Source organism: bacterium, assembly GCA_026129405.1.
Lineage (GTDB): Bacteria > Desulfobacterota > Binatia > DP-6 > DP-6 > JAHCID01.
Genome location: JAHCID010000007.1, coordinates 134376 through 151027 on the forward strand (window position 1 = coordinate 134376; position 16652 = coordinate 151027).

Annotated in this window: 13 protein-coding genes; 7 read left to right on the top strand and 6 right to left on the bottom strand. The window is 73.4% G+C overall.

Going from position 1 to position 16652, the window contains the following annotated elements; all coding sequences use genetic code 11:
* The first annotated feature begins 227 nt into the window (after positions 1-227).
* Entirely contained in the window at positions 228-1292 is a 1065-nt protein-coding gene (locus KIT14_21050) for an LLM class flavin-dependent oxidoreductase (GenBank protein MCW5893011.1), read from the top strand.
* Positions 1289-2563, top strand: a complete 1275-nt coding sequence (locus KIT14_21055) for an MgtC/SapB family protein (protein MCW5893012.1) — start codon at positions 1289-1291, stop codon at positions 2561-2563. Before KIT14_21050 ends, KIT14_21055 begins: the two co-directional genes overlap by 4 nt.
* 15 nt (positions 2564-2578) lie before the next feature.
* Here the strand turns inward: KIT14_21055 and KIT14_21060 are convergent, their stop codons facing one another.
* Complete coding sequence (locus tag KIT14_21060; GenBank protein MCW5893013.1) at positions 2579-3088, bottom strand: DUF1993 domain-containing protein; 510 nt, start codon at positions 3086-3088, stop codon at positions 2579-2581.
* A gap of 84 nt (positions 3089-3172) precedes the next feature.
* Here KIT14_21060 and KIT14_21065 point away from each other — a divergent pair, with 84 nt between their 5' ends.
* The 3 genes from KIT14_21065 (at position 3173) to KIT14_21075 (ending at position 6105) form a co-directional block, all read left to right on the top strand.
* Positions 3173-3991, top strand: a complete 819-nt coding sequence (locus KIT14_21065; protein ID MCW5893014.1) for an SDR family NAD(P)-dependent oxidoreductase — start codon at positions 3173-3175, stop codon at positions 3989-3991.
* Positions 3992-4075: 84 nt separating this feature from the next.
* On the top strand, positions 4076-5194 hold the full coding sequence (locus tag KIT14_21070) for a chemotaxis protein (GenBank protein MCW5893015.1): 1119 nt from the start codon (positions 4076-4078) through the stop codon (positions 5192-5194).
* 56 nt (positions 5195-5250) lie between these two features.
* Positions 5251-6105: an oxidoreductase gene (locus KIT14_21075; protein MCW5893016.1), complete on the top strand. Its 855-nt coding sequence runs from the start codon at positions 5251-5253 to the stop codon at positions 6103-6105.
* Between the two features lie 25 nt (positions 6106-6130).
* On the opposite strand, the gene KIT14_21080 is transcribed toward KIT14_21075, so the two are convergent.
* The gene (locus KIT14_21080; protein ID MCW5893017.1) at positions 6131-6583 is read right to left on the bottom strand and encodes an OB-fold domain-containing protein; all 453 of its coding nucleotides are present in this window, start codon (positions 6581-6583) and stop codon (positions 6131-6133) included.
* Positions 6573-7718, bottom strand: a complete 1146-nt coding sequence (locus tag KIT14_21085) for a lipid-transfer protein (GenBank protein ID MCW5893018.1) — start codon at positions 7716-7718, stop codon at positions 6573-6575. The genes KIT14_21080 and KIT14_21085 overlap by 11 nt, the downstream gene beginning before the upstream one ends.
* 179 nt (positions 7719-7897) lie before the next feature.
* On the opposite strand from KIT14_21085, the gene KIT14_21090 reads away from it, so the two are divergent.
* Both KIT14_21090 and KIT14_21095 read left to right on the top strand, forming a co-directional pair.
* Positions 7898-9109, top strand: coding sequence for an efflux RND transporter periplasmic adaptor subunit (locus KIT14_21090; protein ID MCW5893019.1), 1212 nt, complete (start codon positions 7898-7900; stop codon positions 9107-9109).
* Between the two features lie 3 nt (positions 9110-9112).
* Entirely contained in the window at positions 9113-12292 is a 3180-nt protein-coding gene (locus KIT14_21095; protein MCW5893020.1) for an efflux RND transporter permease subunit, read from the top strand.
* An 8-nt stretch (positions 12293-12300) separates the two neighbouring features.
* Here the strand turns inward: KIT14_21095 and hflK are convergent, their stop codons facing one another.
* The 3 genes from hflK to KIT14_21110 are packed head-to-tail and all read right to left on the bottom strand — an operon-like array spanning position 12301 to position 16507.
* Positions 12301-13239 (bottom strand): FtsH protease activity modulator HflK, encoded by a 939-nt coding sequence (hflK, locus tag KIT14_21100; GenBank protein ID MCW5893021.1) that lies wholly within the window; start codon positions 13237-13239, stop codon positions 12301-12303.
* The gene (locus KIT14_21105; GenBank protein ID MCW5893022.1) at positions 13236-14312 is read right to left on the bottom strand and encodes a protease modulator HflC; all 1077 of its coding nucleotides are present in this window, start codon (positions 14310-14312) and stop codon (positions 13236-13238) included. The genes hflK and KIT14_21105 overlap by 4 nt, the downstream gene beginning before the upstream one ends.
* A complete protein-coding gene (locus KIT14_21110) occupies positions 14309-16507 on the bottom strand; it encodes an SO_0444 family Cu/Zn efflux transporter (protein ID MCW5893023.1) in 2199 nt (732 codons plus the stop codon). The genes KIT14_21105 and KIT14_21110 overlap by 4 nt, the downstream gene beginning before the upstream one ends.
* Between the last annotated feature and the right edge of the window lie 145 nt (positions 16508-16652).

A 16652-nucleotide genomic window follows, 5' to 3' on the forward strand; every position in this document is an offset into this window, starting at 1 on the left:
GTCCAGCAGGTGAGCGGCGCGACCGGGCCGCGCGTGGCCCGGACGACGAGGGCGTGGGACATGGGGCCGCGGTAGCACCGCGGCGCGGGCGGGGGCAACGGGAGGCCACGGAGCTCGCCGGTGCGCCAGCCGAGGTCGCGCCGCTCCCAGGCGCCGGGCTCGCCGTCGTCGGCGCGGCTCCGCCCCGCGTCGTGCGCGCGCCGGCCGCCGTGTGCTACGCCCGCCGCATGCAGGTCGCCCTCCAGCTCATCTTCCAGAACTACCGGGGCGCGCTCTCCGACGCGGAGCACTTCGCGGTCGAGCGGCGCATCGCGGAGCTCACGGAGCCGCTCGGGTTCGACAAGGTGTTCGTGGTCGAGCACCACTTCTTCGACTATGCGGCCTGTCCCGACAACGCGCAGTTCCTGTCGTGGCTGGCGGCGCGGACGGAGCGCATCGGGCTCGGAACGGGGGCGTTCATCCTGCCCTGGAACGATCCGCTGCGGGTGGCGGAGAAGATCGTGCTGCTCGATCATCTCTCGAACGGCCGGGCGGTGCTCGGGCTCGGGCGTGGGCTCGCGCGCGGAGAGTATGCGGGCTTCGGCGTCGACATGGCCGAGTCGCGCGATCGCTTCGACGAGGCGGCGCGGCTCGTCCTCGAGGCGACCGATCGCGGCTGGATGGAGGGGAGCGGCACCTACTACCCGCAGCCGCGCACCGACATCCGGCCGCGGCCGCTGCGCGGGTTCCGCGATCGGCTGTACGCCATCGGCATGTCGCCGGACTCGGTCGAGCAGGCGGCGCGCCTCGGGGCGCGGCTCGCGATCTTCTCGCAGATCCCGTGGGAGACGTGGGCGGCGACGTCGCTCGCGACCTACCGGCGCGTGTGGGGCGAAACGCAGGCGGGGACGCCGCCCGGGCCGCTCACCTCCGATCTCATGCTCTGTGCCCCGACCGACGCCGAGGCCGCCGACGCGGCGCGGGTGCACATGGCCGAGTACTACCTCTCGGTGCTGGACCACTACGAGCTCACCGGCGCGCACTTCCGGGGTACGCGCGGCTACGAGATGTACGCGCAGGCGTCCGAGGTGCTGTCGGCGATCGGCAAGGAAGACCAGGCGCAGATGTACCTCCAGGTGCAGAGCTACGGCTCGCCGGCGACGATCCTCGAGAAGCTGCGCGCGCGCCGCGCCGCGATCGGCGACTTCGAGCTCGCCGTCATCGCGCGCTACGGCTCGCTGCCGATCGAGCGCGTCGAGGCCAGCCTGCGGCTCTTCGCAGCCGAGGTGCTCCCCGAGCTGCATCGCTGGTGATCGATCCGCCGGACGACGTCACGCTGGCGTGGCGCCTCGGCGCCGCGCTCGCGCTGGGCCTGCTCCTCGGCCTCGAGCGCGAGCGGGCGCGCGAGCCCGACGGCACCTTCGGCGGCGTCCGCACGTTCGCGCTGGTCACGCTCCTCGGCGCGCTCTGCGCCGTGGTGCAGACGCAGCTCGGGTTGCCGGCGATCGCGACCGTCGCCTTCGTCGGGCTGGCCGCGCTGCTCGTCACCTCCTACGTCGCCACCTCCGATCGCGGGCATCTCGGGCTCACCTCGGAGATCACGGCGCTGCTGGCGTTCCTCCTCGGCACGCTGTGCGGCAGCGGCTGGATCGGCGTCGCGGCGATGGCGGCGGTGGCGAGCGTGCTCCTCCTCACGTTGAAGGGCTGGCTGCACCGGCTCGCGCGGCACGTCGAGCCCGCCGACGTCGAGGCGACGCTCAAGTTCGCGATCATCACCGTCGTCGTCCTGCCGCTCCTGCCCGATCGCCCGCTCGGGCCGCCGCCGTTCGACGTCCTCAACCCGCAGCGGCTGTGGTGGATGGTGGTCCTCATCGCCGGCGTCGACTTCGTCGGCTACGTGCTCGTGAAGGTCCTCGGCAGCGAGCACGGGCTCGGCCTGACGGGTCTCCTCGGCGGGCTGGTGTCGAGCACCGCGTCGACGCTCGGGCTCGCCCGCCGCAGCCGCGACGTCCCGCAGCTCGCCCGCGACCTGGCGCTGGCGGTCCTCCTCGCCTGGAGCGTGATGCTGGTGCGCGTGTGGATCCTCGTGTGCGTGGCGCATCCGCCGCTCGCAGCGGCGCTCGTCGTCCCACTCGGGGCGATGGGCGTCGCGAGCGCCGCCATCTGCGCCGCGCTGTGGTGGCGCACGCGGCCGCAGGAGCGCGGCAACGTCGCCGTCGGCGCCAATCCGTTCGAGCTCACGACGGCGCTGCGTTTCGGAGCCGTGTACGCGCTCGTGCTGATCGCCGTCCGCGTCGCGGAGCAGCGGCTCGGCGACGGCGGGCTCTACCTCGCCGGCGCCCTCGCCGGTCTCACCGACACCGACGCCGTCGCGCTGTCGATGGCGAGCCTCACCGCGACGACGCCCGCCGCGCTGCCGGCGGCGGCGCGCACGGTGCTGATCGCGGTGCTGGCGAACACCGCGACCAAGACCGCGCTCTGCATCGCACTCGGTGCGCCCGGGCTGCGCCGCGCGATCGTCCCCGCGGCGCTGGTGCTGGCGCTCGCGGGCGCCGCCGCCGGCTGGCTCGGCCCGTGGCCCTGAGCCGATCGGCCGCCCTCACCCCTCCTCGATCGGCAGCCCGCCGATGTAGTCCATCTTGCCGAGCTCGACGCCGTTGTGGCGCAGGATCGCGTACGCCGTGGTCACGTGGAAGTAGAAGTTCGGGATCGCCACCTCGGTGAGGTAGCGATCGCCGCGCATCCACTTGCCCTGCAGCCACGGCGGCGCGACGCGCCGGGTCGCGAAGCCGGCGAGCTGCTCCGCGCCGACGCCGCGCAGGTAGGCGAGGCACGTGGCGACGCGCGCGCGCAGCTCGGTCACCGTGGTCTCGGTGTCCGGGTGCGACGGCGCGGCCTCGCCCGACAGGTACGCCGCGGCGAACTTCGCGGCGTCGCACGCCGACTGCACCTGGCGCGCCAGCTCGTACTGATCGGGCGCGAGGCGGGCCTGTGCGAGCACGTCGGGGGGGAACTTCCTCTGCTCGGCGAACGCGACGGCCTTCGCGAGCCAGGCGTCGAGGTTGCCGAGCATTTTCGCGAACTGCGGGATCGTGTCGGTGGCGCTCATGCCGCGCACCGTACGCGCCGGGCACGCCCACGCAAGGTTCGCATGCGCGTTGACACCGCATCGACCGCGGCCTACACGGCGCCGATGCCTCTCCCCCACGCACCGCGCGCGGTCGTCACCGGAGCCGGCGGCGGGCTCGGTCGCGCGCTGTGCGTCGAGCTCGCGCGACGCGGCGGGCGTCTCGTCGTGAGCGACGTCGACGCCGACGCCGCCGCGGCCACCGTCGCGGCGCTCGGCGGTGCCGAGGCGCACGCGGTCTCCTGCGACGTCACGCGGCTCGCCGAGGTGGAGCAGCTCGCCGACGAGACCGAGCGCCTCCTCGGCGGCGTCGACCTCGTGGTCAACAACGCCGGCGTCGCGGCCGGCGGCGCCGTCGGCGACGTCCCGACGGCCGACTGGGAGTGGACGCTCGGCGTCAACCTGTGGGGACCGATCCACGGCTGCCACGTCTTCGTACCCCGCCTGCGCCGCCAGGGGCGCGGCCACCTGCTCAACGTCGCCTCGGCGGCGGGCCTGCTCGCGGCGCCGCTGATGGGACCCTACAACGTCAGCAAGGCGGGCGTCGTGGCGCTCTCGGAGACGCTCTACGGCGAGCTCGTGCCGCTCGGCATCGGCGTCAGCGTGCTCTGCCCGACGTTCTTCCAGACCGGCATCGTCGCGGCGTCGCGCATCTCGGGCGACGCCGCCATGCGCGACATGGCCGCGGCGCTCATGCGCCGCGCCGGCGTCCAGGCCGACGCCGTCGCACGCATCGCCCTCGACGGCGTCGCGCGCGACGCCCTCTACATCCTGCCCCATGGCGACGGTCGCTGGCTGTGGCGTCTCAAGCGGCTCACGCCGGGGTTCTTCCACCGCCTGACGCCGAAGGCGCTCGCCTGGCGCAGCGGCCTCCCGGCGCACTAGTGTCCCGAGTCCGAAGTTCGTTGCCGAAGATCGGGTGGGATCGCGCCGCCCGGCGCGGCGCGACGACGAGGCATGGCCGTCGCGATGGTGAGGAGGAGCAACGCGGGCGGGCGGCGTGAGACCCGACCCTGCCCCCGACGCCTCAAGAACGGCGGCGAAGTGGCCGATAGTGCGCTCACCATGCCCGAGCGCATCCTCGCCCTCTCCCGTGAGGTATCGGACGTCGCCCGGCGCAACGTGCGCGATCTCCAGCGCATCACCGGGCGCACCAAGATCCTGGCCCTGAACTCGCTCATCGAGGCGGGCCGCGCCGGCCAGGCGGGCCGCGGCTTCGCGGTGGTGGCGAAGGAGATCGGCGAGTTCAGCGCCGAGGTGAACCGGGTGACCGACGGGCTCCAGGGCGCCCTCGCGGCCCGGCTCGCGGAGCTGGACCGGCTGGGCACGCAGCTGGTCACCAACGTCCGCGGCACGCGGCTCGCCGATCTGGCGCGCAACATGATCGAGATCATCGACCGCAACCTCTACGAGCGCTCGTGCGACGTACGCTGGTGGGCGACCGACTCCGCCGTCGTCGACTGCGCCGCCGGACCGACCGCCGAGCGGCGCGCGCACGCCAGCCGCCGCCTCGGCGTGATCCTCGACTCGTACACCGTCTATCTCGACCTCTGGGTCGTCGACGCCCGCGGCACCGTGCTCGCCAACGGGCGCCCCGAGCGCTACCCCGACGCCGCCGGCCGGCAGGTGGCGCACGAGCCGTGGTTCCGCCAGGCGCTCGCGACCCGCGACGGCAGCGCGTACGCGGTCGCCGACATCGCCTGCAACGCGGGCCTCGGCGGACGCTCGGTCGCGACCTACGCCGCCGCGATCCGTGCCGGCGGCGAGACGTACGGCGAGCCGACCGGCGTCCTCGGCATCTTCTTCGACTGGGAGGGCCAGGCGCAGACGGTGGTCGACGGCGTGCGTCTCCTCGACGAGGAGCGCCCGCGCACCCGCCAGCTGATCCTCGACGCGCACCACCGCGTCCTCGCCGCCTCGGACCGCCGCGGCATCCTCGCCGAGACCTTCCCGCTCGACACCCGCGGCCGCACGATGGGCAGCTACGGCGACGGCGCCGGCAGCGTCGTCGGCTTCGCGCTGACGCCCGGCTACGAGACCTACGCCGGGCTCGGCTGGTACGGCGTCCTCGTGCAGCGGCAGGGCTGACGGCCTGTCCCAAAGGACAGGTGTACTTCGTCGCGCGCCGGGTGCCTTCTGGCGCCATGGCTGATCCGAAGACGTTCTTCATCACCGGCGTGAGCACGGGCTTCGGCCGCGCGCTCGCCGAAGCCGCGCTGGCCGACGGCCACCGCGTCGCCGGCACGGTGCGCGCGGCGGCCGCGCGCGCCGCCTTCGACGCGCTCGCGCCGGGTCGTTCCTTCGGCTTCCTCCTCGACGTCACCGACCTGCCCGCGGTGCCGCGCGTCGTCACCGAGGTCGAGGCCGACGTCGGCGCGATCGACGTGCTCGTCAACAACGCGGGCTACGGCTTCGAGGGCCTCGTCGAGGAGGGATCGCTCGTCGACTTGCACCGCCAGCTGGAGGTCAACGTCGTCGGCGCGGTGGCGGTGATCCAGGCGGTCCTGCCCCACATGCGCACACGGCGGCGCGGCCACATCGTCAACGTCACCTCGATGGGCGGCCTCACGACGTTCCCGGGCCTCGGATTCTACCACGCGAGCAAGTTCGCGCTGGAGGGCATCACCGAGACGCTGCGCCAGGAGGTCGCGCCGTTCGGCATCGGCGTCACCGCGGTCGAGCCCGGACGCTTCCGCACCGATTGGGCCGGCCGCTCGATGCTGCGCGCGCCGCGCCGGATCGCCGACTACGACGCGTCCTACGAGCCGGTGCGCGCGAACCGCGCCCGGTCGAACGGCACGCAGCCGGGCGATCCGCAGAAGGCGGCACGCGCGATCCTGACGCTGGTCACGTCGCTCGATCCGCCCGGGCACCTGCTCCTCGGGCCCGACGCGGTGCGCTTCGTGCGCGCCAAGCTCGACGCCCTGTCGGCGGAGCTGGCGGCGTGGGAGGCGCTGTCGCTGTCGACGGACTTCGACGACGTCGCCAAGGCCGGCTGAGGCGGCGGCGCGGCGCGGCAGGCGCTCAGGCGGCGTCCGGATCGGGCTCCCACACCGGGAGCGTGACCTGGTCGGTGAGGCGCTTCCAGCACACCCGCACGGGCAGCCCGATGCGCATGGCGTCGGGCGGCGTGCGCACCATGTGCCCGACGATGCGCGGACCCTCGGCCAGCTCGACGACCACCATGATGTGCGGCAGCAGGTGCTCCATCGCCGGCAGGAACGGCGGCTGCGCGACGACGTAGGTGTAGACGGTCCCCCGGCCGCTCGCCTCGAACCACGCGAGGCGCGTGCCGTCCTGCCAGTAGAGCGGCTTCGGCGGCCAGTGGCAGGCGCCCGTCACGCGGTCGCGCTGCTGCATGAGCCGGCCCTCGCGGCAGCCGTCCCAGAACGGCCGCATGATCGGGTCGTCGAGATCCGGCAGCGGGTAGTCGGCATGCAGCGGCCGATCGTCCTCGAGGAAGCGGTCACTCGCCACGGAGCACCACCGCGCTGGTCGCGACGCCCGAGGCGCCGGTGACGAGCGTCGCCTTGCAGCCCGGGACCTGGTTCACGGACGTGCCGCGGATCTGCCGCACGCCCTCGAGGACGAGGTTGAAGCCGTGCACGTAGGCCTCGGAGAGCCCACCGCCGGAGGTGAGCACCGGCAGCGCGCCGCCGAGCTCGATGCGGCCGCCCTCGGTGAACGGCCCGCCCTCGCCGCGCTTGCAGAAGCCGTAGTCCTCGAGCCCCATGATCACCTGCGGCGTGAAGGCGTCGTAGATCTGCGCGCAGTCCATGTCCGCCGGCCGCAGCTGCGCGCGCGACCACAGGAGGTCGCCGCACCATTTCCCGGTCGTCTCCATCGTCGGCCAGTTGTTGTAGTTGGCGAGGTGCGTCGGGTTCGGGCCCGACGCCTGCGCCACCGCGTGCACGAGGACCGGCTTCTGGCGCAGATCGCGCGCGCGCTCGACGGTGGTGAGGACGCAGGCGAGCGCACCGTCGGTCTCGAGGCAGCAGTCGTAGAGCGTCAGCGGCCAGCCGATGACGCGGCCGGCGAGGTAGGTCTCCAGGTCGAGCGGGCGGCCGCGCATCATCGCGTAGGGGTTCTGCTGCGCGTGCTTGCGGGCGGCGATCGCGACGTTGCCGAGGTGCTCGCGGGTGGTGCCGAACTCGTACATGTGACGATGGGCCCACATGCCGATGACGTCGACCGGGCGGATCAGCCCCCACGGGGTGTGCAGCGCCTTGTCGTCCTTTACGAGCGTGCGCTCGTTGGCCCACGGACGCGACGTCTTGGCGCCGCGGTTGCGGGCACGGTGGCAGACGACGGTGGTGGCGAGGCCAGACGCGATCGCCGCCGCCGCATGCATGAGCGTGCCGCTCGACGCGCCGCCGCCGTAGGAGATCTTGGACCACCACGTCAGCTGGTCGACCCCCAGGCGGCGGGCGATGGAGACCTCGTGCGTGGCCTCCATCTCCAGCATGCACATGCCGTCCACGGCCTCGTTGGGGAGGCCGGCGTCGCGCAGGGCCAGCTGGATGGCCTCGACCGCGGTGTCGGCGATCGGCCTGCCGATGTCCTTGGCGAATGGCAGGTGGCCGATGCCGACCACGGCGACGCGGTCCTGGATGCGGCGGAAGAGGTCGGCGTCGAGCCCGTCGGACACGATCCCGTCCGCGTACCACGCACCGCGCCGGGCGCTCAAACCGGCACGGCCTGAATCCGGACCGCGCACCGGCGTCCAACGCGAGCCCGTCCGTCCGTGCATGCATGCATCGCGCTCGTCCTCATGCTCTAAGATTCGCCGTGGTGCCCGCCTTCCCCCGCGTCCACGCCGCCGTCGCCGTCCTGGTCCTCGTGCTGGCGGCCCTGGAGAGCGGGTGCGGACAGGGCGACGCCGACGCGACCGCGCGGCCGAAGGCCGCCGAGCCGAAGGCCGTCACGCTGGTACGGGCCGACGCCGGCACCCTGCCCCGCACGGTCACGGCCACCGGCACGCTCGCCGCCGAGGACCAGGTCGTGCTCAACACCAAGGTGGCCGGCCGCCTGACCGAGCTGCCGGTCGACCTGGGCTCGGTCGTGCGCGCCGGCGACGTCGTCGCCGTGCTCGATCCGACCGACTTCCGCCTGCGCGTCGAGCAGGCGCGGACGGCGCTGGCGCAGGCGCGGGCGCGGCTCGGCGTCCCCCTCGACGGTGACGCCGACGAGGTCGAGCCCGCGAAGGCCGCTCTCGTCCGCCAGGCGCGCGCGGTGCTCGAGCAGGCCCGCCTCCAGCGCGAGCGCTACGCCAGCCTGCAGAAGGACGGCATCCTCTCGCGCGCCGAGCTCGATCAGGCCGACGCCGACTGGCGCGTCGCCGAGGCGCGTTACCAGGAGGCGCTCGAGGAGGTGCGCAATCGGCAGGCGCTGCTGGCCGAGCGCCGCACGCAGCTCGCGCTCGCCGAGCAGCAGCTCGCCGACGCCACCCTGCGCGCCCCGTTCGACGGCGCCGTGCGCGAGCGCCACCTCTCGGTGGGCGGCTACCTCGACGTCGGCGCCGCGGTGGTGACGATCGTGCGCCAGCACCCGTTGCGCCTGCGTCTGCCGATCCCCGAGCGCGAGGCCGCGAGCCTGCGTACCGGGCAGACGGTGCGCGTCGAGGTCGAGGGCCATCCGATCCCCGCCGAGGGCCGCGTCGTACGCATCAGCCCCGCGGTCGACGAGAGAACCCGCACGATCATGATCGAGGCGGAGGTGCCGAACGCCGACGGCGGGCTGCGCCCCGGCGCCTACGCGCGCGCCGACGTCGTCGTCGATCCCGAGCAGCCGGCGGTGCTCGTGCCGGCGTCCGCGGTGGTCTCGTTCGCCGGCGTGACGAAGGTGCTCGGCGTCGCCGACGGCAAGGTCACCGAGAAGCGCGTCCGGCTCGGCCGCAAGAGCGCCGATGTGGTCGAGGTGGTCGACGGGCTCGCCGCCGGCGAGGCGGTCATCGTCGCGCCGGGCAACCTGACCGGCGGCCAGGCCGTCGTGGCGGAGCCGTAGCGGGTGCAGAAGCTCGCCGAGGTCTGCATCCGGCGGCCCATCTTCGCCAGCATGCTGATCCTGGCGCTGGTGGTGGTGGGCGGCACCGCCTACCTGCAGCTCGGCGTCGACCGCTTCCCCACCGTCGACATCCCGCAGGTGCGCGTGCGCAGCCTGCTCCCCGGCGCGGCGCCGGAGGAGATGGAGACCGAGGTCGCGCAGCGGCTCGAGGAGGCGGTCAACACCGTCGAGGGCCTCGACGAGCTGCGCTCGGTGTCCGGCGCCGGCGCGACCTTCATCGCGGCGAGCTTCGCGCTGGAGCGCAACGGCGATCTCGCGGCGCAGGACGTGCGCGACCGCGTGCAGACCGCGCTCCAGGACCTGCCGCCGGAGCTCGAGCCGCCCCAGGTGGCGAAGTTCGACAACGAGTCGACGCCCGTCCTCACCATCGCCCTCTCCGCCGACCGGCCGCTGCGCGAGCTCACCGACATCGCCGACCGCATCGTGAAGCCGCAGCTCGAGCGCTCGAGCGGCGTCGGCGAGGTGCTGCTGGTCGGCCAGCTCGAACGGGCGATCAACGTCTGGGTCGACGCCGATCGCGTCGCCGCGTTCGGCCTGCCCATCACCGCCATCCGCGACGCCATCCTACGCCAGAACACGCAGGTGCCCGGCGGCAACGTCACCGGCGCCACGGTCGAGAACAGCCTGCGCACCATCGGGCGGCTCAGCGACCCCGCCGCCTTCGCCGACCTCGTCGTCGCCACCCGCGACGGCACGCCGATCCGCGTCCGCGACGTCGGCTGGGCCGAGGACGGCACCAAGGAGCAGCGCTCCATCGCCCGCCTCGACGACGTCCCCACGGTGATCCTCGAGGTGCGGCGGCAGACCGGCGCCAACACCGTCGCGGTCATCGAAGCCGTCAAGAAGAACCTCGCCGGCATCACCGCGCAGCTGCCGCCCGACGTGCGGCTCGAGATCATCCGCGACCAGTCGCGGTACATCCACGCCGCCCTGCACGAGATCACGGTGCACCTCGTGCTCGGCAGCATCCTCGCCTGCCTGGTGGTGCTGCTCTTCATGCGCAGCTGGCGCTCGACGCTGATCGCCGGCATCGCGATCCCGACCTCCGTCGTGGCCACCTTCGCCTTCATGTGGCCGCTCGGCTTCACGCTGAACAGCGTCACCATGCTGGCGCTCGTGCTGATGGTCGGCGTCGTCATCGACGACGCGATCGTCGTGCTCGAGAACATCTTCCGCTTCGTCGAGGAGAAGAAGATGGCGCCGATGGAGGCGGCGCGCGCGGCCACCGCCGAGATCGGCCTCGCCGTCCTGGCGACGACGCTGAGCCTCGTCGTGGTGTTCGTGCCGGTCTCGTTCATGTCGAGCATCTCGGGCCGCTTCCTCTACCAGTTCGGCCTGACCGCGGCGGTGGCGATCCTCGTGAGCCTCCTCGTCTCGTTCACGCTCACGCCGACCATGAGCGCGCGGCTGCTGCGGCCGGAGGAGACCTCGGCCGACGCCCACTCGCGCGAGGGCCTCTACGGCCGCCTCGACGCGCTCTACGAGCGTTGGCTGGCACGGGTGCTCGACCGCCCGCGGCTGGTCGCGATCCTGGCGCTGGTCGTCATCGCCTCGTCGATCCCGCTCTACGGCGCCATCCGCCAGGAGTACGTCCCGACCGACGTCGACGAGGCCGAGTTCGACGTCAGCATCGTCGCGCCGGAGGGCACCAGCGTCGCGGCGATGGACGACACCGTGCGGCGCGTCGTCGCGGACATCCGCGCGACGCCCGGCGTGGTGACGGCGCTCTCGACCGTCGCCGGCGGGTTCCTCGGCAGCACGAACCAGGCGCAGGTCTACGTCCGCATCGCGCCGCACGCGGAGCGCTACTTCTCGCTCACACGCTTCCTCTCGGGCCTGCTCCGCCTCGACCCGCTGGGCGCGTTCCGCGACAACTACACGCAGCGCGACGTGATGCAGGCGCTGCGCGCGAAGCTGCGGCAGTACACCGACCTCCGCATCTCGGTGCGCAACGCGCCCGCCTTCAACCTCGGTGGCGCACCGGTCGACATCGACTTCAACATCCGCGGCCCGGACCTCGACGTGCTCGCCAAGCTGTCCGAGGAGCTGCGCCATCGGATGCTCGCCATGGGCGGCATCGCGGACGCCGACACGACGCTCAAGCTCAACAAGCCGGAGCTCCAGGTCGTCGTCGACCGCGACCGCGCCGCCGACCTCGGCGTCGCCGTCGAGGACGTGGCCCTCGCGATGCGGCTCATGGTCGGCGGCGACGACCGCGTCTCACGCTTCATCGACCCGAGCGTCAACGAGGACTACGACGTCCAGATCCGGCTCGAGGAGGGCGACCGCAACGACCCGGACACGATCGCGCGCCTCTACGTGCCGCGCAGCGACGGCGGCCTCGTCCGACTCGACGGGGTGGCGTCGCTGCAGCCGTCGGAGACCGCGTCGCGCATCGACCGGCTCGACCGCCAGCGCGTCGCCGCCGTCCGCGCCACGGTCGCCCCGGGCTACGCGCTCGGCGACCGCCTCGACGCGATCAAGCTGGCCGTCGCCGAGATGGGCCTGCCGCCGGGCTACTCGACCTACGTCTCGGGACGCGGCCGCGAGCTGGAGCGCACGTTCGTCGAGTTCCTGTGGGCGTTCCTGCTCTCGATCGCGTTCATGTACATGATCCTCGCCGCGCAGTACGAGAGCCTGATCGACCCGGTGACGATCCTCCTGTCGCTGCCGCTGGCGATCCCGTTCGCGCTGCTGTCGCTGTGGCTCGCGGGCAACACGCTGAACCTCTACTCGGCGCTCGGCATCCTCGTGCTGTTCGGCGTCGTCAAGAAGAACTCGATCCTCCAGGTCGACCACATAAAGCAGCTGCGCGCGCTGGGCCTCGACCGGCGCAGCGCCATCCTGCGCGGCAGCCGCGATCGGCTGCGTCCGATCCTCATGACGACGCTGACGCTCGTCGCCGGCATGCTGCCGCTGGCCCTCGGCACGGGGCCGGGCGCCGAGGAGCGCCACACGATCGCCGTCGTCGTCATCGGCGGGCAGTCGCTCTCGCTGCTGCTGACGCTGCTCGTGACGCCGGTCGCATACGCCATCTTCGACGACCTCGGCGCCTCCGTGCCGGCGTGGGTGCGGGCACGGCTCGGCCGCCCGGCCGCGCTGCCGGCCCGCGACCGGCCCTGAGGCCGGCGTCACTCGAGGATGCGGATCGGCATGCTGCGCCGGCCGCCCGGCTCGAGGACGTAGCGCTTCACGCGCGGCATCACGCGCTCCGCGGTCTCGAGGTAGAGCCGCTTCTCGAGCAGCGCGGGATCGCGATCGTGCTCCGCGGCCAGCCGGGCGAAGCGGTCGGCGTCGGCGCGGGCGGCGTTCAGGCGGCGATCCTCGAACCCCTTCGCCTCGAGCAGCGTCTTCTGCGCCTCGCCGCGGGCGACGGGTACCGTGGTGTTGGCGTAGGCCTCGGCCTCGGAGACGAGGCGCTCGCGGTCGGCGCGCGCGTTCTGCACCTCCTGGAACGCCTTCACCACCGGCGCGGGGGCGTCGACGCCGTCGAGGTTCACCGACAGCACCTGGATGCCGACGCGCCAGCCGTCGAGCATTCCCTGGGCGCGGCGCTGCACCTGCTCGCGCAGCAGGAGGCGGCCGCTGGTCAGGATGTCGTCGACCGGCATCCCGCTCGTCGCCGCCGTGAACGCCGCGCCGACGGCCACGCGCAGCAGCCGCTCCGGATCCTGCGTCCGCAGGAGGAACGCGCCGGGATCGGCGATCCGCCAGCTCACCTTGCTGCGCAGGTGGATGATGTTCGTGTCGCCGGTCACCCAGCGACTCTCGATCGGATCGACGAGGTCGTGCCCGGTCGCGTCGGGCTTCGCCTGCGGCCGCACGCCGATGGGCATGGCGAACGTGCGCGTCACCTCCGCCCGATCGACGCAGCCGATCGGGCGCGGCCACCACCAGTGGACACCCGGCGGCACGGCCTGATCCTGCACGGCGCCGAAGAGGCGCGTCACCGCGACGCTGGTCGGCGGCACCATGTAGATGCCGCTCGCGACCCAGGCGACGAACGCGCCGAGCCCGAGGCCGACGCGTACCCCGCGCCGCGCGAGCAGCGTGCGCAGCCGTTCCGTCACGGCACCGCCGGTCCGCGGCCGGCCACCCGGCCGACCGGCGCGGCGGCGGTCGGCCCGGGCGGGGTGGCGGCGGTGACGCCCGAGCTCGGACGCCGGCCGCGGATCGCGGCCGGGCTGCGCACCGGCTGCGTGCGGCCGCGCGCGGCAGGGTCCGCTGCCTCGCCCGCGATCGGCGCGGCGAGCGGCGCGGCGTCGGCGGGCGGGCCGTTCAGGAGGCTCTTCATGAGCGGCGAGTCCGCCGGGAGGACGAGCGTCGTATCCTTGTCGATGATCTTGTCGTACGCCTCGAGCGTGCGGACGAAGCGGTAGAAGTCCGGGTTCCGGCCGAGCGCGTCGGCGTAGATGCGCGCCGCCTCCGCCTCGGCCTTGCCGCGCGTCTCGGCCGCCGTACGCTCGGCCTCGGAGATGATGCGCACGCGCTCGCGGTCGGCCTCGGCGCGGATGCGCAGGGCCTGCTCCTCGCCCTCCGAGCGGAACTGCTTGGCGATGCGCTGCCGCTCGGCGCGCATGCGCTGGTAGACGCTGTTCTCGTTCTGCTGCGGGAACGACAGCCGCTCGAGCCGGTAGGCGACGAGCTCGATGCCGAACTCCGTCGCCGCGGTCGTGCGCACGCGCTCCTCGACGTCCGCGACCAGCGCGTCGAGCCGCATCTTGGCGCGGTCGGTCGACACCAGCGCCTCGAACGGGACCGAGCCGAGCGCCGCGCCCACCTCGGAGCCGGCGACGGCGGCGAGACGCGACTCCGCCGTGTCGCGCAGGACGACCGTCTGCAGATAGCGCAGCGGATCCGCCACCCGCCAGGCGAGGAACGAGCGGGTGACGATGTTCTTCTTGTCGAGCGTCAGGTACTCGGTCGGCGGCGGCTCGGTGAGGAGCGTGCGGGCGTCGAGGCGGACCACCTGGTCGATCAGGGGAATGCGCACGTGCAGGCCGGGGTCGGTGTAGACCTTCACGGGCCGGCCGAAGCGGGTGACGATCGCGTACTCGGTCTCGTCCACCACGAACGGCGTCAGCACGAGCAGCAGGGCGAGCACGCCGCCGGCGGCGAGCAGCACGCGGCCACGCGTCATCATTCGTCGTCCTCCTCCATCAGCTCTTCCATCGACGGCGGCGTCCGGGGCTTCGCGGCCACCGCCGGGCCGATCGCCGGCGCCGGCTGGCCCATCCCCTCGCCGCGCAGCCACAGCTCGTAGCCCTGCGGCCCGTCGTCGGTCGCCCGGATCACCTTGCGTGCGCCGGGCAGCACGCGCTCCGCGGTCTCGACGTAGAGCCGCGCTTCGGTGAGCGCCGGCGCCTGCTGGTGCACCTCGGCGAGCGCCAGGAAGCGGTATGAGTCGCCGTGCGCCTGCACCAGGCGCTGCATGGCCCAGGCCTGCGACTCCGCGACCAGCTTCTCGGCCTCGCCGCGCGCCACCGCCACGACGCCGTTGGCATACTCGGTCGCCTGGTGGATCGTCGTCAGGCGGTCCTCGTGGGCGCTCGCCACGTCGCGGAACGCCTCGTGCACGGTGTCGGGCGCGTGCACGTCGAGCAGGCGCACCGACACGATCGAGAGGCCGAGCCCGAGCCTCTCGGCGTCGGCGCGCACGCGCCCCAGCAACCACGTCTCCACCTCGGCGCGATCGCGCGTGTAGGTGGCGTCGATCGGGTGCAGCGCCATGGCCTGGAGGAGCTGCGCCCGGGTGACGGCGCCGAGCACCGCGTCGGGGTCCTCGACCTCGAGCCGGAAGCGGACCGGATCCGCGGCCCGGTACTGCACCTCGGCGTGGATGTCGATCAGGTTCTCGTCGGCGGTGACGTAGAGCGTGGCCTCGGGATCGCGGTCGCGCTCGAGCGATCCGGGGCGGGCGAGGAAGTTGATCGGACGCTCGCGCACCGCGTCGGTCTTCACCAGCGACAGCTCGTCGATGAACGGCAGCGCGTACACCAGGCCGGGCTGGCGCGGCGCGCCCTCGAGGGCGCCGAAGCGGCGCACCAGCCCGAGCTGTCCCGGCGGCACGCGGTGGATGCCCTCCAGCAACGTCGCCGCGACCCACACCGCCAGCACCGCCTGCGTGATGCGGCTGCGCAGCAGCGGCATGAGGTCGATCTCGCGTCCCCACGCGGCGGCGTCGCGCACGTTGGCGAACATCTCGTGGAGACCGGCGCGCAGGCCGGTGCGGCGCAGCGAGCGCACGAGGTACCAGGTGAAGACGAGCATCCCGAGCGTCTTCAGCGGCGCGAGCACCTCGGGCTCGAGCGGCTCGCCGAGCCGCACCATGTCGCCGAGGTCCGGCAGCAGGAGATCGACGAGCAGCCCCGCGGCCATGGCCACGCCGATGATGGAGCCGAGATAGACCCGCACCATCTCGGGCCCGAGGAAGCGCCGCACGGTGGCCAGCGTGGCGCCGTTCATCGGCGGCCCGACGAGCAGGAAGACGAGCGCCGCGCCGGCCGACGCCCCCTTCGCGACGAACATCGCCGCGAGGGGCGTCGAGGCGCTGGCGCAGACGTACATCGGCGCGCCGAGGACGACCATCAGCGCCATCGCCGCGATCGAGGACGGGAAGTAGGTGTCGAAGAAGTCGGCCGGCAGGAGGGCCGAGAGGAAGCCGGTGAGGACCAGGGCGAAGGCCAGCCAGAAGCCGAGGTCGTCGAAGAGGTCGACGAAGGAGTAGCGCATGCCGCGCCGCAGCTTCTGGACGAACGTCTCGGGCGTCGCCGGGGCGTCCGCGGCCAGCGGGTCGCCGTGGTCGTGGCCGTGGTGCGCGTGCTCGTCGTGGTCGTGGTCGTGGTCGTGCGCGGCGTCCGGCGCAGGGGCGCCGTCCGGGTGCACCCGACACGGCGGCGCCGCGAGCGGCCGGCCGTCGTCCGGCATGCGCAGCGACAGCGCGCCCGCGACCACGCCGGTGACGATCGCGACCAGCGGCCGGATGACGCCCATCACCGGCCCGAAGTAGGCGGTGGTGAAGGCCACCGCGTCGACGCCCACCTCCGGCGTCGTGATCAAGAAGGAGAGCGTCGCCTCGCGGCTCGCGCCCTTCTTGCGCAGCTCGATCGCGGCGGGCAGCACCGCGCACGAGCAGAGCGGGATCGGCGCCCCGATCACCGCCCCGCGCAGCGCCGCCCCGAGGCTGCGATCGCCGAGGTGGCGCGCCAGCCGGGACGGGTCGACCCAGACGTGGAGGATGCCGGCGACGACGAAGCCGACGAGGATCCACAGCCCGCCCTCGTACAGGGCGACCATGACCTCGCGCCCGAAGGCGTAGAGAAACTCGAGTCCCGGCACCGACGCTCCCCCCCGGAGCCCGTTAGCAAGGATCGGGACCGCGACCGGGTACAGACGGGACCGTCGGCCCCCGGCATCCCGAGGCGCGCGCTGCCCGATGGCTGGGCATTGCGCCGCACGCGCGGCGGGCACCGGGCGACGCCGG

Excerpts from the sequence above, each read along its gene's own strand:
- KIT14_21050 (MCW5893011.1), top strand. The coding sequence starts at position 228 with ATGCAGGTCGCCCTCCAGCTCATCTTCCAGAACTACCGGGGCGCGCTC.
- KIT14_21060 (MCW5893013.1), bottom strand. The coding sequence starts at position 3,088 with ATGAGCGCCACCGACACGATCCCGCAGTTCGCGAAAATGCTCGGCAAC.
- KIT14_21065 (MCW5893014.1), top strand. The coding sequence starts at position 3,173 with ATGCCTCTCCCCCACGCACCGCGCGCGGTCGTCACCGGAGCCGGCGGC.
- KIT14_21070 (MCW5893015.1), top strand. The coding sequence starts at position 4,076 with ATGGTGAGGAGGAGCAACGCGGGCGGGCGGCGTGAGACCCGACCCTGC.
- KIT14_21075 (MCW5893016.1), top strand. The coding sequence starts at position 5,251 with ATGGCTGATCCGAAGACGTTCTTCATCACCGGCGTGAGCACGGGCTTC.
- KIT14_21105 (MCW5893022.1), bottom strand. The coding sequence starts at position 14,312 with ATGATGACGCGTGGCCGCGTGCTGCTCGCCGCCGGCGGCGTGCTCGCC.